The sequence below is a fragment of the Streptomyces sp. NPDC088747 genome (assembly GCF_044751025.1).
In the GTDB taxonomy this organism is placed as follows: Bacteria; Actinomycetota; Actinomycetes; order Streptomycetales; family Streptomycetaceae; genus Streptomyces.
The window spans coordinates 145599-170392 of record NZ_JBIVKZ010000008.1 but is presented as its reverse complement, the minus strand read 5'-3'; the positions used below and the strand labels follow the sequence as shown (position 1 = coordinate 170392).

General features: G+C 68.8%; 17 protein-coding genes and 2 pseudogenes. 11 read left to right on the top strand and 8 right to left on the bottom strand.

All coding sequences use genetic code 11. From position 1 onward, the window contains the following. Nucleotides 1-4: 4 nt before the first annotated feature. Nucleotides 5-127: pseudogene (locus ACIP79_RS20600) on the bottom strand (EamA family transporter); the annotation flags it as partial. 26 nt (nucleotides 128-153) lie between these two features. On the opposite strand from ACIP79_RS20600, the gene ACIP79_RS20595 reads away from it, so the two are divergent. Beyond that, complete coding sequence (locus ACIP79_RS20595; protein WP_401225251.1) at nucleotides 154-1650, top strand: recombinase family protein; 1497 nt, start codon at nucleotides 154-156, stop codon at nucleotides 1648-1650. Here ACIP79_RS20595 and ACIP79_RS20590 read toward each other — a convergent pair. The 6 genes and pseudogenes from ACIP79_RS20590 to ACIP79_RS20565 all read right to left on the bottom strand — a co-directional run. Continuing rightward, a pseudogene (locus tag ACIP79_RS20590) lies at nucleotides 1607-1711 on the bottom strand (IS5/IS1182 family transposase); the annotation flags it as partial. The gene ACIP79_RS20595 and the pseudogene ACIP79_RS20590 overlap by 44 nt on opposite strands. Nucleotides 1712-2090: 379 nt before the next feature. Further along, a complete protein-coding gene (locus tag ACIP79_RS20585; protein ID WP_401225248.1) occupies nucleotides 2091-5078 on the bottom strand; it encodes an NACHT domain-containing protein in 2988 nt (995 codons plus the stop codon). A gap of 215 nt (nucleotides 5079-5293) precedes the next feature. After that, nucleotides 5294-6037 (bottom strand): EamA family transporter, encoded by a 744-nt coding sequence (locus ACIP79_RS20580; protein ID WP_401225247.1) that lies wholly within the window; start codon nucleotides 6035-6037, stop codon nucleotides 5294-5296. Next, nucleotides 6034-6561 (bottom strand): YbaK/EbsC family protein, encoded by a 528-nt coding sequence (locus tag ACIP79_RS20575; protein WP_401225244.1) that lies wholly within the window; start codon nucleotides 6559-6561, stop codon nucleotides 6034-6036. Before ACIP79_RS20575 ends, ACIP79_RS20580 begins: the two co-directional genes overlap by 4 nt. Before the next feature lie 85 nt (nucleotides 6562-6646). Beyond that, complete coding sequence (locus ACIP79_RS20570; protein WP_401225241.1) at nucleotides 6647-8323, bottom strand: penicillin-binding transpeptidase domain-containing protein; 1677 nt, start codon at nucleotides 8321-8323, stop codon at nucleotides 6647-6649. 97 nt (nucleotides 8324-8420) lie between these two features. After that, nucleotides 8421-10064 carry a penicillin-binding transpeptidase domain-containing protein gene (locus ACIP79_RS20565; RefSeq protein WP_401225239.1) on the bottom strand — a complete coding sequence of 548 codons (1644 nt, stop codon included), beginning with the start codon at nucleotides 10062-10064 and terminating at the stop codon, nucleotides 8421-8423. 276 nt (nucleotides 10065-10340) lie between these two features. On the opposite strand from ACIP79_RS20565, the gene ACIP79_RS20560 reads away from it, so the two are divergent. After that, nucleotides 10341-10727 carry a hypothetical protein gene (locus tag ACIP79_RS20560; RefSeq protein ID WP_401225237.1) on the top strand — a complete coding sequence of 129 codons (387 nt, stop codon included), beginning with the start codon at nucleotides 10341-10343 and terminating at the stop codon, nucleotides 10725-10727. A gap of 80 nt (nucleotides 10728-10807) precedes the next feature. Here the strand turns inward: ACIP79_RS20560 and ACIP79_RS20555 are convergent, their stop codons facing one another. Further along, nucleotides 10808-12547, bottom strand: a complete 1740-nt coding sequence (locus ACIP79_RS20555) for a dolichyl-phosphate-mannose--protein mannosyltransferase (RefSeq protein ID WP_401225234.1) — start codon at nucleotides 12545-12547, stop codon at nucleotides 10808-10810. A 106-nt stretch (nucleotides 12548-12653) separates the two neighbouring features. On the opposite strand from ACIP79_RS20555, the gene rsmI reads away from it, so the two are divergent. From rsmI to ACIP79_RS20510, 9 genes are all read left to right on the top strand, one after another. Then, a complete protein-coding gene (gene rsmI, locus ACIP79_RS20550; protein ID WP_401225232.1) occupies nucleotides 12654-13520 on the top strand; it encodes a 16S rRNA (cytidine(1402)-2'-O)-methyltransferase in 867 nt (288 codons plus the stop codon). A gap of 281 nt (nucleotides 13521-13801) precedes the next feature. After that, entirely contained in the window at nucleotides 13802-14254 is a 453-nt protein-coding gene (locus ACIP79_RS20545) for a hypothetical protein (RefSeq protein WP_401225229.1), read from the top strand. 145 nt (nucleotides 14255-14399) lie between these two features. Continuing rightward, nucleotides 14400-15272, top strand: a complete 873-nt coding sequence (locus ACIP79_RS20540; protein ID WP_401225227.1) for a TatD family hydrolase — start codon at nucleotides 14400-14402, stop codon at nucleotides 15270-15272. A gap of 80 nt (nucleotides 15273-15352) precedes the next feature. Continuing rightward, a complete protein-coding gene (locus tag ACIP79_RS20535) occupies nucleotides 15353-16777 on the top strand; it encodes a ubiquitin-like domain-containing protein (RefSeq protein ID WP_401225225.1) in 1425 nt (474 codons plus the stop codon). A gap of 256 nt (nucleotides 16778-17033) precedes the next feature. Next, the gene (rsmA, locus tag ACIP79_RS20530) at nucleotides 17034-17924 is read left to right on the top strand and encodes a 16S rRNA (adenine(1518)-N(6)/adenine(1519)-N(6))-dimethyltransferase RsmA (RefSeq protein ID WP_401225223.1); all 891 of its coding nucleotides are present in this window, start codon (nucleotides 17034-17036) and stop codon (nucleotides 17922-17924) included. Further along, on the top strand, nucleotides 17921-18871 hold the full coding sequence (locus tag ACIP79_RS20525; protein ID WP_401225222.1) for a 4-(cytidine 5'-diphospho)-2-C-methyl-D-erythritol kinase: 951 nt from the start codon (nucleotides 17921-17923) through the stop codon (nucleotides 18869-18871). Before rsmA ends, ACIP79_RS20525 begins: the two co-directional genes overlap by 4 nt. A 56-nt stretch (nucleotides 18872-18927) precedes the next feature. After that, the gene (locus ACIP79_RS20520; protein ID WP_383685767.1) at nucleotides 18928-20736 is read left to right on the top strand and encodes an ABC-F family ATP-binding cassette domain-containing protein; all 1809 of its coding nucleotides are present in this window, start codon (nucleotides 18928-18930) and stop codon (nucleotides 20734-20736) included. Nucleotides 20737-20963: 227 nt separating this feature from the next. Beyond that, nucleotides 20964-22769, top strand: a complete 1806-nt coding sequence (locus tag ACIP79_RS20515) for a PQQ-binding-like beta-propeller repeat protein (protein ID WP_401225220.1) — start codon at nucleotides 20964-20966, stop codon at nucleotides 22767-22769. Nucleotides 22770-22851: 82 nt separating this feature from the next. After that, on the top strand, nucleotides 22852-24738 hold the full coding sequence (locus ACIP79_RS20510) for a PQQ-binding-like beta-propeller repeat protein (protein ID WP_401225218.1): 1887 nt from the start codon (nucleotides 22852-22854) through the stop codon (nucleotides 24736-24738). The last annotated feature ends 56 nt before the right edge of the window (nucleotides 24739-24794 follow it).

Below are 24794 nucleotides of genomic sequence, written 5' to 3'. Positions count from 1 at the left end.
CGCCTCACCCCGTGTGCAGCATCAGCCCGATCCCCACCACCAGGAGCCCCGCCGCCGCGATCCGGGGCGCCCCGAACCGCTCCTTGAAGAAGACGGCTCCTATGGCGGCGCCGACGATGATCGATGTCATACCGGGCTCATACAGTGTTTGTCATGAGCCGATCCAAGTTAGCCAAGGCGGCCGTCACCCCGGGCGAGCCCGCAGCCATCTACTGCCGTATCTCGCACACCAAGGACGAGGATCAGACCGGCGTGGACCGGCAGGAACGCATCTGCCGGGAGATCGCCCAACGTCTCCAACTCCGCATCGAGTCCGCCCACATCTACGTGGACAACAACCGTTCGGCCTGGCAGCGCAACCGCAAGCGGCCAGGTTGGGAAGAGATGCTCAAGGCGATGGGGGAGGGGGCAATCCGACACGTCATCGTCTATCACCCCGACCGCCTCATGCGGCAGCCCAAGGACCTCGAAGAGCTTCTGTCGATAGCCGACGACAAGCGCGTCCTGCTGCACGGTGAGGCGAACCGGCGCGATCTGTCGGACCCCGACGACCGGTTCATCCTCCGTATCGAGGTGGCCCACGCCTGCCGCTCTTCCGATGACGCGTCGCGCCGCCTCAAGGACGCCTTGAAGGACCACGCCCGCGAAGGCCGTCCACACGTGGGTAACCGGCCGTACGGCTACACCCGCGACGGAAGCGCGATCGTCGAGGAGGAAGCGGAGATCGTCCGTGAGGTCTACCGCCGCTACTTGGATGGCGAGTCACCGAACCACTTGGCCCAGGACCTCGCCGCACGTGCCATCCCGACGTCCAAGGGCAAGACCTGGAACCCCGAGAACGTTCGTCATCTCCTGTCGTCCCACTTCGTGGCCGGACTGCGATTTCACCTGGGCGAAGAGGTGGCCGCGGGGACGTGGCCGGCCATCATCGACCGGGGGCAGTGGGACGAGGTACAGCGGCTACGGGAGTACCGCTCCCAATGGCACAGTGACACGAAGAAGCGTCCGATCCGGAACTACATCCTGCGCGGCGTCGTCACGTGTGCGTGCGGGTCCCGCATGGGAGGTACGAACGGGGACCGGTACGCCTACTACCGGTGCAACCGCGCCGACAACACCGATCAGCAGAAGTGCAACCGCTCCATCTCGGCCAGGCCCCTCGAAGAGTTCGTGCGAGACGTGGCAATCAAGGTTCTGACCAAGCTGGACACCTCTGGCTACGAGCCCGCTATGACTACGCGCCCCGAGGCAGACGTAGCCGCGGACGAGAAGGACCGCGAGAAGCTGCGGGAGTTGAAAGAGCTGTGGCTCAACGAGGACGACTTCACGACCGCCGACTTCCAGGGCATGCGCGCGCCGATCGTCAAGCGGATGAAGGAGCGGCAGCGGAAGACCGTCAAGCGGCCGGTAGTCGTGTTGGAGGGGATCGCCGGACCGGAGGCCGAAGCCAACTGGGAGAGGCTGGAGTTGGCGGAGGACTACGCGCGCATGAACGCGATCTATCGGTTCTTGTTCGCCGCTGTGATCGTTCGCCCGCCTACGCGGAGGGCAGGGGGTTCGACACGGGGCGGGTGGAGATCGAGCCGAACCCGTTCGACTATCGTGCTTACAACCCCTTACGTAGTGTGCGGAGTTGTCGGTGGGGGATGAGGCAGCAGGCGAGTTTGAGGAATGCTGCGTGGATGTCGACCCTGCGTTCCCATCGGATGCGCGAGCAAAGCCAGGCCCCAACTGCTGATGTCCCGAAGCACCTGAAGGGCCCTATACGCGGTCTGCCGTAGGGCCCTTCAAAGGGTGCGCTAGACGGGAGAGTTGTTCGAAGTCCGAGTCTGGTCAGAAGCTGTGGGCAGGAGGGATGTTCCTGGCGACAGCCGTGCGATATGAGATTAGATCGGGACGTACCCCTTCTCTCACCTCAAGCGGCTGATTGCTTTGAGCGCGGCACGGGCGACGGCCGGGCTGGGGCGAGGCGGAGACAGCAACGCAGGCCCGGCCGGCGCCTGGGCCGCGCGCGGTGAGCGGAGCGAGCCGCCTTGAAGCCAGTGAGGAAGGTTGTAACTCAGTCGCGGTTCCGGTGACGCGGACCCTCGCTATTCAAGAAAAGACCCCCGGTAAGTCGGCCCATCCAAACTCAGGTCAACAGTAAGCATCCGGCGGAAAGGATTGGCAAGATTTTTCTCCCGCCGTCCGATATCTCGATAACCGAGGATTATGATCCCTGAGACGGCGAGTGCGCCGATCCCGGTGGACCAAACCCCCATAGATATAATAAGGAGTTCTAGTGATAGGAACAGAAAGCAGGGAGCCCAGAAAAGCATGGACATGGCAAAAAGAACTTCCCCTGTTTCTGATTGATGTAATTCTCTACTGAGGAAGAAAAAGGAAATCACTGCAACGGAAAGTGCCAGAAACGTCCAGCTTGCTGGGGCGGAAAGACTGGACCATGGCCTCTGTGTAGGAGGAATCCAAGAGGGGTGCGATTTGATTACTGTAGTCAAAGCGCGCGCGAGAGCGGCAGTGAGCAAAACGCCAACCACGCTTCCAGCGATCCAATGCATCAAAGGCTTCAGCAGCACAGGCGAGCGGGGCGGTGCCACGCAAGCAGCCTGCCATGTGCTCTTGGTTAACTCCGGACCTTTTTTCTGTTCGACCAGACGTGCAAGAAGTATTGTTTCGACCTCTCGTGGAAGTAGCCCACACAGGTGACAGTAAAGGGAAGGGAGAAGCCTATGCCGACGGAATATCTCTGCGAACTCATCTCGGCGCTGTCGACCGATCAGAGAATGCACCCAGTTGTAGATCTGCTGGCTATCCGAGCCAGTTCTTCCCTGCCGCAGGTGTGAGGGGGTGGTTCCCTGGTTGTAGCGGTACCGTTCGATTCCGAGGGCCGCTATGGGAGTACCGATCCTGCGGTCTATCTCCCGTACCTCGATCGGTTCATCCGGCATGGGTGGTTCGGGTGCACGCTCATCCAGATGCCCGTTGTCCAAAAGAAAGCCTATACGCCCTGCTATACGGCGCAGGCTGGGAGAAGACTCCTGAGCATTCCATAGCCAGTGATACACGGCATCTGTCTGCGGAGTTTCGCACTCTCGCAGGGCCTCTTCTACATCTGGTACACGAATAAGCGATGCCAGCAGCCAGGCTGCCCGGCGGGCCGTGGTCGTGTGGTTCCATAAGAGCGCAGCAAGCTCCGTTGCCGCTGCCGGTGTACCGATGGTGCCCAGAGCGTCGACGGCCCAGATATCCTGCCGGACAGCTGCTGCCAGCGCGAGCTGAGGAATGGCAATCTCCCCCATAGAGCGGAGTGCCGCCCGAGCCCCCGCACGGCGCTCATCGTCTGTCTCCAACTCGCCGAGGCATAATGCCGCTTCCTGCCGGTCGGACGCTGCCAGGGCGCGCAGCGCTGCCGCCTGAGGTTCGGAGAGAGGTTCCCAAGCGATGCGGCGAAGCAGTCCAAAAGTGTCATTGCCTCGGGGCGTGTTGTTGGATGCAAGAGCGCCGAGTGAGTTTACGACAACGGTTCCTTCGTTCCCGGTGGTATCCAACCGCCCCAGGAAATAGGTGATGATCTCTTCGGCTAATCCTGCGCTAACAGATGTGGCGTCTGCGAGACTTTCCAGAGCGAGGATTTTGCTGTCGCTCCGGGTGTCTGCGAAAAGCTGAGAGATGACCGGAGTGCAGTCGACACTGGCAACGGCACACCAGAGTTTAACGACTTCCCGCCAGGCCCCCGGATCATTTCGGTAGTTTCTGATAAGCCTGCCGGGGGCGTCGTGAAGTGCTTGCGCCGTGAGGAATTCTTGGAGCGTGAGGTGTGCGAAACCGTACTGGCTCTTTAGAGCGTCCAGAGGCCGCAGTAGCTGGCTGCGCTCCACGATCTCGTCCCGCAGTGGCAGTACGTGATCGGTGTCTAGATCAAAGTCGGGTAGCAGGTCACGGACAACTGATTCCAGATTCGTACCTGATATGGCAAGACGATCGTCCCGCTCCGCCGAAGCCTCATGCATGGTAAGTGCGATGTGCTGAAGTACGAGCGCCTTGCGGTTTGCGTGGTACTGGGCGATAGCCCGGGTACGTCCTAATTGTCTATCGCGGTCGAGGAGATGTGAAATTGCTGCTTTGTAAAAGCCTGCACGGCTCTTGGGGAGAGGGCCAAATTCCTCTGCGCGATCTCCTGACTGAAGGTAGGCGATGATGGTCAAGAGGAGCGGTCGCCGGGCAATTCGCATAAGCTCACGATTGCTGCGAAGAGAGGCAATGACGCCGTTAACGTTCAGGGTAGCTTCGGCTTTATTCCAGTTGTTGAGGAAGCGTCGCATCGATGCATCATCAAACTCTGCGATGCGTGCAACACAAGAGAACTCAGGACTGAGCTGCCCGTCGTATACGGCAGTGCGGCAAGTGACGATCATGGGGCAGCCCACGTGAGTTCGCGCAAACTCGCGGAGTTCCCCTTCCACCCGCTCACGGTCTTCACGCCCCACCTCATCGAGACCATCAAAGAAGACTCGAAGGCGCCCGGAATCCAACATTCTTTCCACCAGCGAAGAGGCGCCCAGTATTTTCGCTTGACTAAATTCAGCAATAATTGAATCCCGGAGGCTTCTACGGGATGCGTTGCAATTATGCAGATTGATTATGACAGGAACTTGATTGTCGTCGCCTTTTTCTGCCCATCGCAGAATTTCGGACTTCAAAAGTAGAGATTTTCCAGCACCGGGTTCCCCCAGCACGACAATCCGGGAAGTGCTGTTTAACGTCTCACTCATGTCGGTTCGTTCCGTGCCGACAGTCGACTGGAGAGGGACGTAAATGCGCCGGATGTCAATATTGACTGTGTCGAACCCCAGCGGATGGCGGCCATGCCACGCTTCGACGCGCTGACGGTAACGTCGAAGCTGCCTTCCGCCGACCCGTCGTATGGACCCCCTCTGCCGGAAAACTGAGTCCACGGTGCGTGAAGCGAAACCCTTCATCAGCTCACTAAAATATGCGGCGAGAAGGAAGATCGCAGCAAACACGACTGCCGCAACACCCGCCCCGTAGGGCAAGACTTTGTCGAATTGATCAGCCACGAGAGCATCGTAGAGAAGAGGCATGTGCACCGGGGCCTATACTCAGAAATTTCTCTTCTCGATGGGTCCCATCGCCTCGCCTCCCGGCAGCGCATCTGACCGTGGTGATCAAATCGGTAAGCAAGGGACGCGGACGCACTGCCTGCACCCGCGTCGGGCGCCGACGTTCCGCCAGTGATGGCGAAATCACGAGTTCGGCCCATGCCATTGCTGCATCAGCAAGACTTGATCGACGATTCGCGCAGCGCCGCGATCGGTGCCAGTTCCGCGCGGGTCTGGGCCCACAGGACCAGGCCGTACGCCGAGACGGAGAGGGCCGCGCCGAGCAGGCCGAGGGGGGCGAACGGGCGCAGGACGCTGAGGAGTTCGCCGCGCCAGTGGTGGAGGGCGTACAGCGGGATCACGAAGCCCTCAAGGGCCATCAGCCAGGCGATGTAACCGAGGGAGGAGCCGGAGGCGCGGACGCCGAGGCCGTCCACGACGGTGTACGCGGCGATCGACACGCCGGTCGCCAACGCGGCGCCGATCGCCGCCCAGTTGGGACGGCGGCCACGCAGGCCCCACAGCGCGACACCCGTCAGGCCCGCGCAGGACAGCGCGATCCCGGCCGTCGCCCAGCCGTCGGGCACCTCGTGCGCGAAGACCGCGGCCAGTGCCGTGACGATCAGTGGAGCGGTGCCGCGGGCGATCGGGTAGGCCTGGCCGAAGTCGCCGAGCCGGAAGGACCGCATCAGCAGGACGTAGTAGGCGATGTGGATCAGGGCCGAAGCGATCAGATACGGCCAGGCCCCGGACGCCGGTACCGGCACGAACGGTGTCATGGCAAGCCCGATCAGCAGGCCGCCGCCCGCGATCAGGGTGAAGCCGGCCAGCTTGTCGGTGATGCGGTGGGCGATCGCGTTCCAGCACGCGTGGGTGACCGCGGCGAGCAGGACGGCCGCGGTGACCAGCGGGGTCACAGGGACTGCTCGCGCACGTCCACCAGGGTGCCGCCCGCGTGGGCGATCAGGGTCTTGGGGTCCATCGGGAACACGGCGTACGGGGTGCCCGCGGCGGCCCACACCGTGTCGTGGTCGAGCAGTGAACGGTCCGCCAGGACACGGGTCCTGGACCTGTGCCCGAAGGGCGGTACGCCGCCGATGGCGTACCCCGTCGTCTCCCGCACCAGCTCCACCTTGGCCCGCGTCACCTTCGCCGCGCCCAACTCCCGCCGTACAAGCTCGACATCGACCCGGGAGGCGCCGTCCATGAGGACGAGGACCGGCACCCCGTCCGCCGCGAAGATCAACGACTTGCAGATCTGGCTCAGTTCACAGCCGATCGCCGCGGCGGCCTCGGCGGCGGTGCGGGTCGCGTCCGGGAAGCGCCGGACCCGCGGGATCAGGTCGCCGAGCCCCAACTCCCGCAGGGCCTCGGCGAACCGGGGGTGCGCGGCGGACTCTTCGGGCGCGTTCGCGCTGGTGCTCTCATCGGCGGCGGTCATGTCCGGCACGTTAGCGGTCGGTGTACGGGGCAGGCGAATGAGTTCCGGGGAACGGATACCGGCCGCCCCGGCTGTCAGACAGGCCCTAGCTCGCAGCCTTCAGCAGCGCCGCCACGATCGGGCCCGCCGTGTCGCCGCCGTGGCCACCCTGCTGGACTACGCCCGCCGCGGCCAGATCGCCCTTGTACGCGGTGAACCAGCCGTTCGGCTTCTTCTGGCCGTCGACCTCGGCGGAGCCGGTCTTCGCGCCGTAGTCGGGGCCGAGACCGGACATCGCCTCGGCGGCGGTGCCGTACGCGGCGGTGTACCGCATGAGTTCGCGGAGTTGGGAGAGGGTGTCGGCCGACAGGGTGCGGGAGGCGGTGGCGAGCGTGCGCTTGTCCACGGACGGGGCGACCAGGTACGGCTGGTGGAAGGTGCCCGCCTTGACGGTGGCGGCGACCGACGCCATGTTCAGCGGGTTCATGCGGACCCCGCCCTGGCCGATCAGCGAGGCCGCCATCTGCGCAGCCGACTGCACCGGCACCGAGCCGTCGAAGGTCGGGACGCCGATCGCCCAGTCGTTCATGCCGAGGCCGAACACGTCCTGGGCCTGCTTGGTGAGGCTGTCGTTCTCCAGGTCGCCCGCCTGGCTGATGAACGCGGTGTTGCAGGACCGCGCGAAGCTCGCCTTGAACGTGCCGTTCTTGATCTGGAAGTCGTCGTCGTTGTGGAACTTCCAGTTGCCGTACGTGAACGTCTTGGGGCACGGGTGCTGCTCGTCGGCCGAGGCGAGGTCCTTGTCGATGAGCAGCGAGGCCGTGATGACCTTCATCGTGGAGCCGGGGGCGAGGGAGCCCTGGAAGGCGGTGTTGAAGCCGTGGCTCTGGTTCGCGACCGCGAGGATCTCGCCGGTCGAGGGGACCATCAGGACCACCGACGACTTGGCCTTCTTGGCCACCTGCGCCTCGGCCGCGGCCTGGAGGGTGGGGCTGAGGGTCGTCTGAACGGTCCCCGGCGTGCCCTCGCTGAGTGTCAGCAGTGTCTTGTCCGGGGTCTTCTCCGCGCCCTTGGCCGCGGCCTTGCGGATCACCTGGAGTTCGATGCCCGCCTTGCCGCCGGCCGTCTTGCCGTACTTCTCGCGCAGTCCGTCCAACACCGTGCCCAGGGACGGGTACTTGGCCGTGGTCAGCTTGCCGCCGTGCTTGTCGAGGGCCGTGATCGGGGGCGTACCGGACTCGCCGGTGACCAGCCGGTCGCCGTCCTGGAGGTCGGGGTGCACCACGGACGGCTTCCAGCCGACCAGCGCGACACCGTCCTCGGCCCGCCGTACGACCGTCAGCTTCGACTCGTACGAGAGCGGCTTGCTGGTGCCCTTGTACGTGACGGTGCCCTTGACGGAGAACGGCAGGGTGGCGCCCGTCCGGGTGCCGCTCGTCAGGGTCACGCCGGTGATGTGCGCGTCCTTGGTGTAGCCGGTGAGCAGCGTCTTGGCGGCGGCCGGGTCGTCGGTGGCCGCGGCGGCGCCGGCGACGGCGCCGCTCTGCCAGGCGGTGAGGAACTTCGTCGCCGCGGTGGTCACCTCGACGGCGGACAGCGGGCCGGTCTTGACGTCCTTGCGGTCGGCGGCCGTCGACGTCCTGTCCTCGGCCGCCGCGTCACCGCCGTACAGGCTGTACGCGCCGAACGCGCCGCCGACGACGGCCAGGGCGATCACTCCGCCCAGGACGGCCGGCTTCGCCTTGATGCCCTTGCGTTCGGCGACGCGTCTTCTGTTGCCCACAGCTACCTGTCCTCCGCTGGTTCCCCTGGTGCCCCCGCGCCCACACACACCTCAACGAGAGGCACCACCCTAGGGTCCCGTGCTGTGAGGAGTGACTTCAGCCACCGCTTCGTAGCACACCTGCGACGATCGGCCCGGCCGCGTCGCCGCCGTGGCCGCCGCCCTGGACCAGCGCGGCCGCCGCGATGTCGTCGCGGTAGCCGGTGAACCAGCTGTCGGACACGGCCTTCCCGTCGACCTCGGCCGAGCCGGTCTTGGCGCCGATGCTGCCGCCGAGTCCGGCCATGACCTTGGCGGCGGTGCCGCTGACCGCGGTGGCGTTCATCATCGAGCGGAGCTGGGAGACGGTGTCCGCGGGCAGTCCCTTGGCGGTGGCCAGTTGGCGGTCGTCGAGCTCGGGCGACACGATGACCGGCTGCCGGAAGGTGCCGGTGATGGCGGTCGCCGTCACCGAGGCCATGTTCAGCGGGCTCATCTGGACCTGGCCCTGGCCGATCGCGTTCGCCGCGCGGTCCGGGCCGCCGGAGGCGGGGACGCTGCCGTCGAAGGACGCGATGCCGGTCTTCCAGTTGTCCTGGCCGAGACCGAACCGGGTCTGCGCCTCGGTCGTCAGCGACTCGTCGGTGAGGGGCCTCGCGTCGCTGCCGTCGATGAGCTTCACGAAGGCGGTGTTGCAGGACCGCATGAAGCTGTTGGAGAGGCTGGCGCTCTCGTTGGGCTCCATCCCCGTGAGGTTCTTGAAGGTCTGGCTCTGCCAGGTGGCGGTCGGCGGGCAGGGCGCGGGGCCGTTCATCGAGGTGACGCCGTTGTCGATGAACATCGCCGCGGTGATGATCTTCATCGTGGAGCCGGGGGCCACCTTGCCGAGGAAGGCCGCGTTGAAGGCGTCCTCGCGGTTGTTGGCGACGGCGAGGACCTCGCCGGTGCTCGGTTTCACGGCGACCACGGACGACTGGTCGTAACTCTTGACGGCCTGCTCGGCCGCCGCCTGCGCGGTCGCGCTGAGCGTGGTGCGCAGCTTGCCGGGCACGCCCTTGGCGAGGGTCAGGAGTGTCGTGTCGCCCGCGTTCTGGTCCGCGTGTCTGATCGCCAGCTCGACGCCGGCGGTGCCGCCCGCAGAGTCGCCGTACTTCTCACGCAGTTCGTCCAGGACCGGGCCGAGGGACGGGTACTTCTTCGCGCTCAGGACAACGTTGTTCCGGTCCACGGCCTCGATCGGCGGGTTCGCCGCCTCGCCCGTGACGAAGGTGTCGCCCTTCTCCAGGTCGGGGTGGACGACGGACGGCTGCCAGTCGACCAGCGCCTTACCGGTGGTGCGCCCGCGTACGACGGTCAGCTCGGAGTCGTACGAGAGTGGCTTGCTCTTTCCGTCGAACGACACCGTCGCCTTGACCGAGAACGGCACGGACGCGCCGGACGGCGTGCCCGGTGTGATCCGCACGCCGGTGATGTGCCCGGTGTCTCCGTAGCTGGTCAGCACCAGTTGCGCGTCCGCGTCGTTGTTCGTGTACCCCGCCGCCGTGACCGCGTCGCCCTTCTCCCAGGCGGCGAAGAACCCGTCCGACGCCTCCTTGACCTCGTCGGCGTCCGGCGGCCCGCTCTTCACCGCGGCGGGACCCGACGAACCGGAGCCCCCGTCCCCGCTCACCGCGTTCACCACGTTGTAGGCGCCGTACCCGGCACCCCCCACCATCACCGCGAACACCCCGCCGACGATGACGCTCTTCGCCCCCTTGCGCATCCCGCGCTCCCCTCCCCGTGTACGCCTCCCCGAACTTATGAACGCGTTCAGAAAAGGTCGTCTCCTCGCACTCTATGCGCGAGCAGTGACACGTGGGAGCGGTGTTCCCCGATTGTTAGACCGGACCATCGGGCCCGGGTGGCCGGCCACGTACGTGAACACCGACCGCCGATGGGGATGGCCCCGGCTCGCTGGGTAACTCCTACACGGGCGTGGACGGGGGAGTCGGCTCGTCGAAGGCAGTGACCTTGAGGGCATTTGACAGGAGGCAACGCTTTGGAACTGTGGACGATCATCGCGGCGTTATCCGCCGTGATCGCGAACGTCATCTCCGTGTTCTTCGCTCGCCGCAGCCTGCGCAAGGCTGACGCCGCACTGGAACAGAGCCGGGTCCAGGCGGAACTGAGCCTGCAGCGGGCGGACTTGGCACTCGCGCAGGCCCAGCAGCTGTCGCGGGAATCCCTGCACGCCCACTGGGCGATCGACGGTGCGATGTCCGCCATAGCGTGGCGCGAGCAGGTGCTCGGGCTGTACGACCGGGGCCTCTCGGCGGAGAAGATCCGCCGCATCATGCTCCTGGAGGACGGCGGCGCCGGCTACGAGGCCAGCAACGGGCGCATCGACGACATCCTCAGGGAGATGCCGCCACGGCCTCGGCCGTGATGACGAACACCGGGGGCATCGACCGGCGACCAACGAGGGGGCGCGGCGACCCGCCGCGCCCTCTCGATGATTGTGACCGGCTAGACCCACGTATCCAGCCACATCCGTGACCGCCAGCTGTCGATGGGGATGGCCTGGCCCGTGTAGATCGGCCAGAAATAGATGAAGTTCCAGGCGATCAGGAGGACCAGGACTCCTGCGGCGGTGGCTCCTGCTACTCGGCGGCGTTCTGTGGAGCCCGGGGGGCCGATGATCGCGCCGATCATCATCGTGACGGCCAGGCAGAGGAAGGGGACGAAGACGACGGCGTAGAAGAAGAAGATCGTGCGCTGCTGGTACATGAACCAGGGGAGGTAGCCGGCCGCGATGCCGCAGGCGATCGCGCCCGCGCGCCAGTCGCGGCGGAACACCCAGCGCCACAGGACGTACAGGATCGCGAAGCAGGCCGCCCACCACAGGAGCGGGGTGCCGAGCGCCAGGACCTCGCGGGCGCACTTCTCGCCCGCGTCCGTGGGGCAGCCGTCGGTGCCGGGGGCCGGGGACTCGTAGAAGTAGGAGACCGGGCGGCCCAGGACGAGCCAGCTCCACGGGTTCGACTGGTAGGTGTGCGGGGAGGAGAGGCCGACGTGGAAGGCGTAGACCTCGTTCTCGTAGTGCCACAGGCTGCGCGCCCAGTCGGGGATCCAGGTGAAGTCGCCGCCCCTGCCGTCGGTCACGGCCCAGTTGCGGTAGTAGCCGCCCTTGCCGTTCTCGGGCGAGAGGATCCAGCCGGTCCAGGAGATCAGGTAGGTGGCCATGACGACCGGGACGGTGGACACGAACGTGATGAGCGCGTCGCGCCTGAGGGCCACCAGGTACGGGTATCGGGCGCCGGCCACGCGGCGGGCGGCGACGTCCCAGAGGAAGGTCATCGCACCGAACGCGAGCAGGACGTAGAGCGCGTTCCACTTGGTGCCGAAGGCCAGGCCCAGCATGAGGCCTGCCGCCCAGCGCCACGGGCGCCAGCCCAGGCGGGTGGTTCTGGCGATGTGAGCGTCGGGGCGTACGAAACCGTTCTCGTCCGGCGGTAGCGCGGCGGCCAGTCTGGCGCGGTTCCTGTCGCGGTCGATGACCAGGCAGCCGAAGGCGGCGAGGACGAAGAACATGAGCACGCCGTCGAGCAGGGCGGTGCGGCTCATCACGAAGTGCAGGCCGTCGACCGCCATCAGCGCGCCGGCCAGGCAGCCGAGGAAGGTGGAGCGGAACAGACGGCGCCCGATCCGGCAGAGCAGCAGCACCGACAGCGTGCCGAGCAGCGCGGTCATGAAGCGCCAGCCGAAGGGGTTGAACCCGAACATCCACTCGCCGAGCCCGATGACGTACTTGCCGACCGGCGGGTGCACGACATAGGCCGGGTCGGTCGGGATCCGGACGTTGCCGTCGCCCTGGAGGATCAGGGTGTTGGCGTCCTTGGGCCAGTTGACCTCGTAGCCGCGGTTGAAGAGCCCCCAGGCGTCCTTGGCGTAGTACGTCTCGTCGAATATCACCGCCCTGGGACTGCCCAGGTTCCAGAACCGCATCAGGCCGGCGACCAGCGTCACCAGCAGCGGTCCTCCCCACGCCGACCAGCGCGTCACGCGCTCGGCGGCCTTCTGGCGCAGCCCGATCGCCGCCCAGATGCGCGGGCTGGGCTCGGCGTACGGCGGCACCAGCCGCTCGCGTACGTCGATGGGCGGCGTCGCCGTGTATCCGAAGCGGCGCAGCCGCTGCTGCCACGACGGCCGCTGGTCTTCGGCGGCCTGGCCCTGCCGGGTGTCCGTGGAGGACGCGGTACTGGTCACCGCGCCATCGTAGGGAACCCATCTGTGGGAGTCCCGCGCCTGGGCCCATCCGTCCGGATTGCCTGCGGATGAGCCCGCCTCCGTGGGTCCCTGCGAGGATGGGGCGGTGAACGGAATCCTTGTGTTGGCAGGCACCCCCATCGGTGACATCTCGGACGCGCCGCCCCGGCTCGCCCAGGAACTGGCCGGGGCCGATGTCGTCGCCGCCGAGGACACCCGGCGGCTGCGCCGGCTCACCCAGGCGCTGGGCGTGCAGATCGGCGGCCGCGTGGTCTCGTACTTCGAGGGCAACGAGGCCGCCCGTACGCCCGAACTCGTCGAGGCGCTGGTCGGCGGGGCGCGGGTGGTGCTCGTGACCGACGCCGGGATGCCGTCGGTGTCGGACCCCGGATACCGGCTGGTCGCGGCGGCCGTCGAGAAGGACATCAAGGTCACCGCCGTACCCGGCCCCTCCGCCGTGCTCACCGCGCTCGCGCTGTCCGGGCTGCCCGTGGACCGCTTCTGCTTCGAGGGCTTCCTGCCGAGGAAGGCCGGCGAGCGGCTCTCCCGGCTCCGCGAGGTCGCCGAGGAGCGCCGCACCCTCGTCTACTTCGAGGCGCCGCACCGCCTCGACGACACCCTCGCCGCGATGGCCGAGGTCTTCGGCGCCGAGCGCCGGGCCGCGGTCTGCCGCGAGCTGACCAAGACGTACGAGGAGGTCAGGCGGGGCCCGCTGGCCGAGCTGGCCGCCTGGGCCGCCGAAGGGGTACGGGGCGAGATCAGCGTCGTCGTCGAAGGCGCCCCGGAGAAGGCCGAACTGCTGGACGCCGCCGAGCTGGTGCGCAGGGTCCAGGTGCGCGAGGAGGCGGGGGAGCGGCGCAAGGAGGCGATCGCGGTGGTCGCGGCGGAGGCCGGGATTCCCAAGCGGGAGGTCTTCGACGCGGTGGTGGCGGCGAAGAACGCGGCCAGGGCGGGCGCCTCGCAGGCTCCGTAGGCCCCGCCGGAAACTCGCGCGAAGCGCCGGGAACCCCGGCCTCGTGATCGCCCGTGAGCAGGGCGTCGGCGCTGCTCCAAAAACGGGCAAAGGGCCCTCGCGAAAGGCAAAGCCCAGGCCCGCCACCAGAGGTGTCGAGGCAAGGAAAGGCCAAGACGGCTCCAACACTCGACAGGTCTCGTGCGCTCGCCCCGGCGGAGGCGTCCACTGGATGACAGGGACGCTCCGTCCCTCCGCCTCCGCCGGCCGGAGGCGCTTGTCCAGCGGACAGAGGAGCTGGCATGAGTGAGATCGCAGGACAGACCGGTCCCCGCAGCGCAGCGGCCACCGCCGTCGTCAACGAGTCGTACTCCTTCGCCTGCATGCGCTGCGGGCACGGGTGGGAGCAGTCGTACGAGATAGAGCACCACCTCAACGCCGAGGGCACCGAGTTCGTGATGTACGTCGCGAACGGACAGGTCGTGCCGTCGCCGCTGAGCCGGCCCACCTGTCTGAACTGCGACAACCACGTGGTGCGCATCATGCGCGCCGGGCAGGTGTCCTCCGCCCAGGACTCCTTCCACCGCCTCCAGCGGACCCAGCAGCGGCAGCGGCCCGTGGAGGCCGGTCAGGAAGCGTACGAGGAAGCGCGCGAGGAGTCCCCCGGGCGGGCGCAGGACGCGCCGCACCGGGAGCCGCACCACTGGCACCTCTCGGACCTGCTGCACCCGTTCGCGCACCGCAGGGCGGGGTGACCCCCGGGCGGGGTCGGGTGTCCCTGAGAGGGCCCGGGGTCGGGTGTCCCTGAGAGGGACCCGGGTCGGGTGTCCCTGAGGGGGCCCCGGGGCTCGGGATCGGGCTCGGGTGAGGCCGGGCGTGCCCCTTTCGTAGGATCGGGGCATGCCCTCCGACAGGACCGAAACCCCGCCCCTCCCCGAGCCGTTGCGCGTGCCCGTCGCCGACTCGCACACCCACCTCGACATGCAGTCCGGCACGGTGGACGAGGCCCTCGCGAAGGCCGCCTCGGTCGGCGTGACGACGGTCGTCCAGGTCGGCTGCGACGTGCAGGGCTCGCGCTGGGCGGCGAAGACGGCCGCCGCGTACGACGCCGTCCACGCGACGGTCGCGCTGCACCCCAACGAAGCGCCCCGGATCGTGCACGGCGACCCCGACGGCTGGTCCCGGCAGGGCGAGCGGTCCCCGGGCGGTGACGCCGCGCTGGACGAGGCGCTCGCCGAGATCGACAGGCTGGCCGCGCTGCCGCAGGTCAAGGGCGTCGGCGAGACCGGGCTCGACCACTTCCGCACCGGACCCGAGGGCGTGGCCGCCCAGGAGCGGTCCTTCCGGGCGCACATCGAGATCGCCAAGCGGCACGGCAAGGCGCTGGTCATCCACGACCGCGACGCCCACGCCGACGTGCTGCGCGTCCTCAAGGAGGAGGGCGCTCCCGAGCGGACCGTCTTCCACTGCTACTCCGGTGACGCGGCGATGGCCGAAGTGTGCGCCCGCGCCGGGTACTTCATGTCCTTCGCCGGCAACATGACCTTCAAGAACGCCCAGCCGCTGCGCGACGCGCTCGCCGCCGCGCCGCTGGAACTCGTCCTGGTGGAGACCGACGCGCCGTTCCTGACGCCCGCGCCGTACCGCGGACGGCCTAACGCGCCGTATCTCATTCCGGTCACGGTCCGCGCGATGGCCGCGGTGCGCGGCATCGACGAGGACGCCCTGGCGACCTCGATCTCCGCGAACACCGCGCGTGCGTTTGATTACTGACGCATAACGCTAACGGGGGTTCCTCCGGGGGGAGGCGCCGGGCAGAGCCGCGACTCCGTGTAGTCGCGTCGCTTTGGAGAGTGACGACCGCTCCGCTAGGTTCTGGTCGCCCACCGTCTTCCTCCACCTGCCCTCCGGAGCGTGCCGTCGTGAGCAACTCGCAGTACGAGCCGTACGCGCCGCCGTATACGCCGACCTACGGGGACACGTATGTGCCCGCGTACGAGGCGTACGAGGCGTACGAGGTCGATGAGGCGCGTGTGCCGGAGTCGGACCTGTCGGACCTTCCCACTGAGCCCCGGCTGCCTCGGCAGGCCGCCTTCGAGAGCGTCTCCGACGGCGGCGCCGTCGTATCGGGCGGCGGGCGTGCCGAGGCCCGGCGCGCGTCCCGGCGCAAGGGGTCGGGCGAGCGCCCCGAGTCCCTGCGGCGGCTGCTCCCGCAGGCGCTGGTCGTGGCGTTCCTGGCCGGCGGGACCTCCGCCTTCGTCGCCAACGACAAGGCGATCGAGCTCAGCGTCGACGGGAAGCCGCGCACGCTGCACACCTTCGCGGACGACGTGACCGAACTGCTCGCCGCCGAGGGCGTAGACGTGGGGGCGCACGACGTCGTGGCGCCCGCGCCCGGCACCGCTCTCGCCACCGGTGACGAGGTCGCCGTGCACTACGGGCGCCCCGTGCGCCTCACGCTCGACGGGCAGCCGCGCGAGGTGTGGACGACGGAGCACACGGTGGCCGGCGCGCTCCGGCAGCTCGGGGTGCGCGCGGAGGGGGCGTACCTGTCGGCCTCGCGCTCCCAGCGGATCGGCCGCGCCGGGCTCACCCTCGACGTCCGTACCGAGCGCACCGTGACGATCATGGCGGACGGCCGGGCGCGGACGATCCGGACGAACGTGGCGACCGTGGGGGAGACCCTCGACGAGGCCGGGATCACCCTCCACGGGCAGGACACCACCTCCGTCGCGGCCGGCAGCTTTCCCCGTGACGGGCAGACGGTCACCGTCATGCGGATCACCGGGAGCAAGGAGGTCCGCGAGGAGTCGATCCCGTTCGCCGTGGAGCGGACGCGGGATCCCTCGCTGTTCCGGGGCACCGAGGTGGTCGAGCGGGCCGGGCAGCCCGGGGCCCGGCGGGTCACGTATCTCCTGCGGACCGTCAACGGTGTCAGGCAGAAGCCGCGGCGGGTGCGTTCCGAGGTGGTGCGGGAGCCGCGGGCGCAGGTGGTGAAGGTCGGTACGAAGCCGATGCCCACGTCTGTCGGTGGAGCGGATCATCTTGACTGGGCCGGGCTTGCCGCCTGTGAGTCGGGGGGGCGGGCCGGGGCGGTGGATCCCTCCGGTACGTACGGAGGGCTCTACCAGTTCGACACCCGGACCTGGCAGGGGCTCGGCGGTGCCGGGCGGCCTCAGGACGCGCCCGCCGCGGAGCAGACCTTCCGGGCGAAGAAGCTGTACGTGCGCCGAGGGGCGAGTCCTTGGCCGCACTGTGGTGCGCGGTTGCAGGGGTGAGGTTTTTCGCCCCCTCCGCCCCTTCCCGTCCCGTCTCTCGGGGGCTCCGCCCCCGAACCCCCGCTCCTCAAACGCCGGAGGGGCTGAAATTTTCCGCCGGGCGGCGCTAGAAATCTTTCAGCCCGTCCGGCGTTTGAGGACGAGCGCGTCAGCGCGATGCGGGGGTCTGGGGGCGGCAGCCCCCAGAAACAAGGGACGGGTAGGGGCGGAGGGGGCGAGGAAACGCCGGGGCCCGATCCACCCGTACCCTTGCCTCGTGAGCAGTCCCACCTCCGACGCCCTCCTGGGCCCCGCCGACGTCCGCGAACTCGCGGGTGCCCTCGGCGTGCGGCCCACCAAGCAGCGCGGCCAGAACTTCGTGATCGACGCGAACACGGTGCGGCGCATCGTGCGTACCGCCGACGTGCGCCCCGACGACGTGGTCGTCGAGGTGGGCCCGGGGCTCGGCTCCCTGACGCTCGCGCTGCTGGAGGCCGCGGACCGGGTCGTCGCGGTGGAGATCGACGACGTACTCGCCGGGGCGCTCCCGGCGACCGTCGCGGCACGCATGCCGGAGCGCGCCGGGCGGTTCTCGCTCGTGCACAGCGACGCGATGCGGGTACGGGAACTCCCCGGCCCCGCCCCCACCGCGCTCGTCGCGAACCTGCCGTACAACGTCGCCGTCCCCGTGCTGCTGCACATGCTGGAGACCTTCCCGTCCATCGAGCGGACGCTGGTGATGGTGCAGGCCGAGGTCGCCGACCGGCTCGCGGCGCCGCCGGGCTCGAAGGTGTACGGCGTGCCGTCGGTGAAGGCCAACTGGTACGCGGACGTGAAGCGGGCCGGTTCCATCGGGCGCAACGTCTTCTGGCCCGCGCCGAACGTCGACAGCGGGCTGGTGTCGCTCACCCGGCGCGCCGAACCCATCAGGACCACCGCGTCGAGGCGCGAGGTGTTCGCCGTGGTGGACGCCGCCTTCGCGCAACGGCGCAAGACGCTGCGCGCCGCCCTCGCAGGGTGGGCGGGATCCCCGGCCGCCGCCGAGACCGCGCTCGTCGCCGCCGGAGTCTCACCGCAGGCCCGCGGCGAGTCCCTCACGGTCGAGGAGTTCGCCCGCGTCGCCGAGCACGCCCAGCACGCCCAGCACAAGGAGTCCGCGGCAAAGTGACCGTGACCGTACGCGCCCCCGCCAAGGTCAACGTGCAGCTCTCGGTGGGCGGCGCCCGCCCGGACGGCTTCCACGACCTGGCCAACGTGTTCCTCGCCGTCGGCCTGTACGACGAGGTCACGGTGACCCCGGCTGACGAGCTGAGCGTCACCTGCGTGGGCACCGACGCCGACCAGGTCCCGCTGGACGTGACGAACCTGGCCGCCCGTGCCGCGATCGAGCTCGGCCGCCGGTACGGCGTGGACCCCCGTGTGCACATCCACATCGCCAAGGACATCCCCGTCGCGGGCGGCATGGCGGGCGGCAGCGCCGACGGCGCCGCGGCCCTGCTCGCCTGCGACACCCTGTGGGGCACGAACGCCTCGCGCGGAGAACTCCTGGAGATCTGCGCCGAGTTGGGCAGCGACGTGCCGTTCGCTCTGGTCGGCGGGGCGGCGCTCGGCCTCGGGCGGGGCGAGCGGCTGAAGGCCCTGGAGGTCGGCGGGACCTTCCACTGGGTGTTCGCGTCCGCCCACCGCGGGCTGTCCACCCCGGCGGTGTTCCGGGAGTTCGACCGGATGAACGAGGGCGTGCGGATCCCCGAGCCCGTCGCCTCGCCGGAACTGCTCGCCGCCCTCGCGAAGGGGGACGCCGCCGCCCTCGCGGGCGCCGTCTCCAACGACCTCCAGCCCGCCGCTCTCTCGCTCTTCCCCGAACTGTCCAGGACCCTGGCCGCCGGCCGCGCCGCCGGAGCCCTCGCCGCGCTCGTCTCCGGTTCGGGTCCGACCACCGCGTTCCTCGCCCGCGATCCGGAGTCCGCGGACGCGATCGCCGGGGCGCTGTCCGCCTCCGGCACCTGCCGGACGGTGCGCACGGCGTCCGGGGCCGCGCCGGGGGCCACGGTCCTCGCGCCGGGGGCCACGGTCCTCGTACCGGGTGCCACGGTGCCGGCGCCGGGCGCGCACTAGTCTTGAAGGTCGATCGTCAGTCGTGAAGGTCGATCGTCCACCCTGTCAGGAGAGAAATGGCCGTCAACCTCGTCAATGTCGAGTCCGTCAGCAAGGTGTACGGCACCCGTGCACTGCTCGACGGGGTCTCCCTCGGCGTCAGCGAGGGTGACCGCATCGGCGTCGTCGGCCGCAACGGCGACGGGAAGACGACCCTGATCCGGATGCTCGCCAAGCTGGAGGAGGCCGACTCCGGACGCGTCACCCACTCCGGCGGGCTGACCCTCGGCGTGCTGACCCAGTACGACTCCCTCGACCCCGAGGCCACCGTCCGGCACGAGGTCATCCGGGACATGGCCGACCACGAGTGGGCGGGCAACGCCAAGATCAGGGACGTACTGACGGGCCTGTTCGGCGGCCTCGACCTGCCCGGCTTCCCGCAGGGGCTGGACACCGTCATCGGCCCGCTCTCCGGTGGTGAGCGCCGCCGTATCGCGCTGGCCAAGCTGCTCATCGAGGACCAGGACCTGGTCATCCTCGACGAGCCGACCAACCACCTGGACGTCGAGGGCATCGCCTGGCTCGCCAAGCACCTGCGCGAGCGGCGCTCGGCCCTCGTCTGCGTCACCCACGACCGCTGGTTCCTCGACCAGGTCTGCACCCGCATGTGGGACGTGCAGAAGGGCGACGTGTACGAGTACGAGGGCGGCTACTCGGACTACGTCTTCGCGCGCGCCGAGCGGGAGCGGATCGCCGCCACCGAGGAGGTGAAGCGGCAGAACCTGGTGCGCAAGGAGCTGGCCTGGCTACGCCGCGGCGCCCCCGCCCGTACGTCCAAGCCGCGCTTCCGTGTGGAGGCCGCCAACGAACTGATCGCGGACGTGCCGCCGCCGCGGGACACCTCCGAGCTGATGAAGTTCGCCAGCTCCCGGCTCGGCAGGACCGTCTTCGACCTCAAGGACGTCACCGTCCAGGCCGGCCCCAAGGTGCTGCTCAAGCACCTGACCTGGCACCTCGGCCCCGGCGACCGCGTCGGTCTGGTCGGGGTCAACGGCGCGGGCAAGACCTCGCTGCTGCGGGCCATGGCCGAGGCCGCCCGCAGCGACGGCGACAAGCAGCCGGTCGCCGGACAGATCGTCACCGGCAAGACCGTCAAGCTCGCCTACCTCTCCCAGGAGGTCACCGAACTCGACCCCACCTGGCGGGTGTTGCAGGCCGTCCAGGCGGTACGCGACCGGGTCGACCTCGGCAAGGGCCGCGAACTGACCGCGGGCCAGCTCTGCGAGACGTTCGGCTTCAACAAGGACAAGCAGTGGACGCCCGTCGGGGACCTCTCCGGCGGTGAGCGGCGGCGGCTCCAGCTGCTGCGCCTGCTGATGGACGAGCCCAACGTCCTCTTCCTCGACGAGCCCACCAACGACCTGGACATCGAGACCCTCACCCAGCTGGAGGACCTGCTCGACGGCTGGCCCGGGTCGATGATCGTGATCTCCCACGACCGGTTCTTCATCGAGCGGACCACGGACAACGTGTACGCGCTGCTCGGCGACGCCACGCTGCGGATGCTGCCGCGCGGGATCGACGAGTACCTGGAGCGGCGCAGGAAGATGGAGGAGGTCGCGGCCGCCGCCGTACTGGCCGCCGCGCCCGCCCCCACCGCGAAGGCCGCCTCCGCCGCCGACGCCCGCGCCGCCAAGAAGGAACTCCAGAAGATCGAGCGGCAGTTGGACAAGGCCTCCGAGAAGGAGACCAGGCTGCACGCCCAGATCGCGGACAACGCGACGGACTTCGCGAAGGTCGCCGAACTCGACGCCGAACTGCGGAGGTTGACCGGGGAGCGCGAGGAACTGGAAATGCGCTGGCTGGAGTTGGCCGAAGACGCCTGATCCGGGCGCGTGCGCCGTGCGCGCGGGGCGTGAAGGCCCCGTGAAGGCGCGTAACGACCCCATCACGGGCCGGTCCTCCCTTGGGAACAGGGGGAGCACCGGCCCGGTGTCATGACCCCGCACAGTGATAGAAAGAGCCGTCTGAGAAAAGTCTGAGAACCACCGGGTATGGCGGGAATCCAACGCCGCCGGTGGGGCGCCGCATCAGTGAACAGGGGGACGCGCTGATGAGTCAGCCGCCGAGTCAGCCGCCGCAGGGCGGGTTCGGAGCACCGCAGGACCAGTCCGGCGCAGGGGGGTTCGGCCCGCCGCAGGGCGCTCCGCCGACGCCCGCGCAGCCTCCGCACGCCCCGACGCCGCCACAGGGACCGCCCGCGGGACCGCCACAGCCGGGTTACGGGTATCCCCAGCAGCCGGGTCCCTACGGTCAGCCGCAGCAGCCCGGCCCCTACGGCCAGCCGGGTCCGTACGGCCAGCCGCAGCAGCCGGGCCCGTACGGTCAGCCCGGTCCCTACGGGCAGCAGCCGGGCTACGGCTATCCGCCCCAGGCGCAGTACCCCGGCGGACCCGGCACGCCGCCTCCCGGTGGCTCCGGCGGGTCCGGTGGCTTCTTCCGGGGCAAGCCCGCGGTGATCATCGGTGCCGCGGTGGCGGCACTGCTCGTCATCGGCGGCACCGTGTTCGCCGTCAACAGCGGTGGTGACGACGGGGACAGGAAGCCGGTCGCGGAGAAGAGCGACGATGGCAAGGCCACCGGCTCCCAGGACCCGGTCAACCCCGGCGACGGCAGCGGCGACGGCGGCGAGGACCCGGAGAACCTCAACGAGGGCCGCCAGGCGGGCGAGTCGAAGGTGCTCTGGTACAAGGGGGCGCCCGACGCCCCCGGTTCGGGCGCCGACGCACCCGGCCAGTGGATCACCGACAAGGCCGCGGTGAAGGCGGCGTACAAGCAGCTCTTCGCCTTCAACGTCGGTGACGGCAAGCCCGCCTGGGAGACGCTCACCTTCCCGCAGAAGATCTGTGCGGTCACCCCGCAGAAGACGTCCGCGGACAAGGTCGTCGTCGCCTACATGAGCGGTGTGAGCGACAGCGCCAAGTGCAACCAGCTCCAGGAGGTCGACCTCGCCACCGGCACGAAGGGCTGGACCGCCGAGGTCGCCGACGGCGCGCTCTTCGACAGCGCCCTGTCCATCGAACTCTCCCTCGTCGGCGACACCCTGATGGTCGGCCGGTCCATGTCGGGCACCGCGTACGACGCCTCCACCGGCAAGAAGCTGTGGAACAAGGAGAAGTACGGGCAGGCCTGCTACCCCTCCGCGTTCACCGGCGGCGCCAAACTGCTCACCGTCGCCTCCTGCGGCGCCAGCACCGACAACGAGCACGACGAGGTGCAGGAGCTCGACCCGGCGACCGGCAAGGCCCGGTGGACCAAGAAGATCCCCAAGGGCTGGAAGGTCGCGCGCGCCTACTCCGTCGAGCCCGTCGTCCTCTACCTCACCAACGAGGACAAGGACCAGTGGAACATCTCCACGCTGAAGAACGACGGCACGCTCCGTTCCCAGGTAGACGTCGACGAGACGTTCGCGCCCGAGTGCGGCTGGGCCATCCTCGCCCGTGACCTCCAGGGCTGCACCGGTACGGCCTCGGACGCCAACACCCTCTACCTGCCGACCGAGGCGACGACCGGCGCCAACGAGATCGTCGCGATCAGCCTGGAGACCGGCAAGGAGAAGTGGCGCGTCAAGTCCCCGGCGGACGAGTCGATGCTGCCGCTGAAGACGGACGGCACGAACCTCATCGCCTACGTCCAGCCGTCGTACGACGCCGGCGGCCAGGTCGTGTCGATCCCGACTTCCGGCAGCGACCACAAGCCCACGAAGCTGCTCCAGAACCCGCAGGGCACCGCGCAGATCGAGAACGGCTTCTTCTCCAAGGCGGTCGACTACGTCGACGGGCGCTTCTACATCTCCACCACCCGGCTGACGGGCACGGGCGAGGCCGAGGAGAAGCTGATGCTCGCCTTCGGCGAGTGACCGGCCGCTCCCGCTCCGCCCCGCTCCGGCCCCACCGCGACCTCGTCGCCCTCGTCCCCTTCACACCCGAGGTACCCACGTCATGACCCAGCCGCCGCCCCCGCCGCCCCCCAACGAGCCGCCGCAGAGCCAGCCGCCGCAGGACCCGCCGCCCGGTGGTTTCGGCGCACCGCAGGATCCCCCGCCCGGTGGTTTCGGCGCGCCGCAGGATCCGCCCCCGGGTGGTTTCGGCGCGCCCCAGAGCCCTCCTCCGGGTGGTTTCGGCGCCCCGACGCCCCCGCCGCCCGCGCAGGGTCCCGGCTACGGCTATCCGCAGGCGGCCTCGGCCGCCGCTCCGCCGCAGCAGCCCTACGGCTACCCGCAGACCCCGCCCCCGCCGGCCGGCGGACCGGGTTACGGCTACCCGGGCCCGCAGCAGCAGCCGCAGCCTCCGTACGGCTATCCGCAGCAGGCGCCCTACCAGGCGGCGCCATACCCCACCGTCGTCCAGGGCGCGGGCGGCGGACGGAAGTTCAACAGCTCGGTCGTCATCATCGTGGCGGCCGTGGTGGCCGTCGCGCTGATCGTGGGCGGCGGTGTCCTGTACGCGAACTCCTCCGGCGACGACAGCAGGAACAACTCCTCGGACACGACGGGCGGCGGCACCGGCGGCAAGGACGACAAGGGCGACAAGGGCGACGACACCCCGTCCGGCGGCGGAGGCAAGGAGAAGGTGCCGTCCGACACGAGTTCCAAGGTCCTCTTCCAGGTCCCGGCGCCGGCTGTGAAGGACGACCTCAGTGTGACCACCGTCGGCTCCTGGCTCACCGACAAGGTGTACGCCAAGAGCGGCAACGCCGAGATCGTCGGCTACGACCCCGAATCGGGTGCCAAGCTCTGGACCATCCCGCTCCCCGGCCCGGTGTGCCTGGCCAGTCGCCACACCAACGACGCCGATCGGACAGCGATCGTCTACGAGCCGGCCATGCCGACCAACGACGCTCCGTCGCACGGTTGCAGCGAGGTCGCGGCCCTTGATCTCGGCACGGGCAAGAAGCTGTGGACGAAGACCGTCAAGTCCGGTGACCAGAAGATCAGCCTCGGCAACGTCACCGTGAGCGGAAACACCGTCGCCGTCGGCAGTACCAGCGGCGGCGCCGGCCTGGACATCTCCACCGGCAAGTCGCTGTGGGCACCGAAGCCGACCGACACCTGCTACGACTCCGGGTACGGCGGCGGCGATGCCCTGGTCGCGGTCCGCAAGTGCGGTGAGTACGGCAGCAACAGGCAGCTCCACATCCAGACCATCGACCCGAGGTCGGGGAAGGTGGTCTCCGAGTACGAGATGTCCAGCGGTATCGAGTACGCGAGCGTCGTCTCGACCAATCCGCTCGTGGTGGCCGCCGACGTCGGCGACTCCGCCGGTGACGGCAGTGGCATCTCGGACTTCTTCTCCATCGACAACAAGACCGGCAAGCTGCTCACCAAGATCTCCGCGCCGGGTAAGAAGTACGCCGCCAAGTGCGACGGCATCACCAAGATCGAGGCCTGTTCGCAGCTGGTGGTCGGCAACGACAAGCTCTACATCCCGACGGAGGAGCACGACGGCGGCGCCGAGTACAGCCGGACCAACGAGATCGTCGCCTTCGACCTGGCCACCGGGAAGCAGACCGGCGAGCGCGCGGACGCGGGTGACGGTTACAACATCTCCCCGCTGCGCATGGACGGCGGCAACGTCCTCGCGTACAAGCGACCGCCGTACGACAAGGGCGGCCAGGTCGTGACCATCGACGGCACCTCGTTCAAGGAGACCAAGCTCCTGGAGAACCCGGCGACCGAGACGGTCCGCGACGCGGAGACCAGCATGCTTCCGGACTACGCCGAGATCATGTACAGCGGCGGCCGTCTGTACATGTCCCAGGTCTACGCCCGCAAGCCGTCCAGCGCGGATGACACGGAGTACCTGGCGGTCGCCTTCGGCACGAACTGAACTCCCGCCCCTGCTCAGGGGCGGGACCGTGCACGTACCCCTCATCACTCCCGAAT

What these genes read in the sequence shown, in the direction of transcription:
- ACIP79_RS20565 (WP_401225239.1), bottom strand. Translation starts at nt 10,064, where the DNA reads ATGCGCAAGGGGGCGAAGAGCGTCATCGTCGGCGGGGTGTTCGCGGTG.
- ACIP79_RS20515 (WP_401225220.1), top strand. Translation starts at nt 20,964, where the DNA reads ATGAGTCAGCCGCCGAGTCAGCCGCCGCAGGGCGGGTTCGGAGCACCG.
- ACIP79_RS20510 (WP_401225218.1), top strand. Translation starts at nt 22,852, where the DNA reads ATGACCCAGCCGCCGCCCCCGCCGCCCCCCAACGAGCCGCCGCAGAGC.
- ACIP79_RS20595 (WP_401225251.1), top strand. Translation starts at nt 154, where the DNA reads ATGAGCCGATCCAAGTTAGCCAAGGCGGCCGTCACCCCGGGCGAGCCC.
- ACIP79_RS20540 (WP_401225227.1), top strand. Translation starts at nt 14,400, where the DNA reads ATGCCCTCCGACAGGACCGAAACCCCGCCCCTCCCCGAGCCGTTGCGC.
- ACIP79_RS20545 (WP_401225229.1), top strand. Translation starts at nt 13,802, where the DNA reads ATGAGTGAGATCGCAGGACAGACCGGTCCCCGCAGCGCAGCGGCCACC.
- ACIP79_RS20575 (WP_401225244.1), bottom strand. Translation starts at nt 6,561, where the DNA reads ATGACCGCCGCCGATGAGAGCACCAGCGCGAACGCGCCCGAAGAGTCC.
- ACIP79_RS20520 (WP_383685767.1), top strand. Translation starts at nt 18,928, where the DNA reads ATGGCCGTCAACCTCGTCAATGTCGAGTCCGTCAGCAAGGTGTACGGC.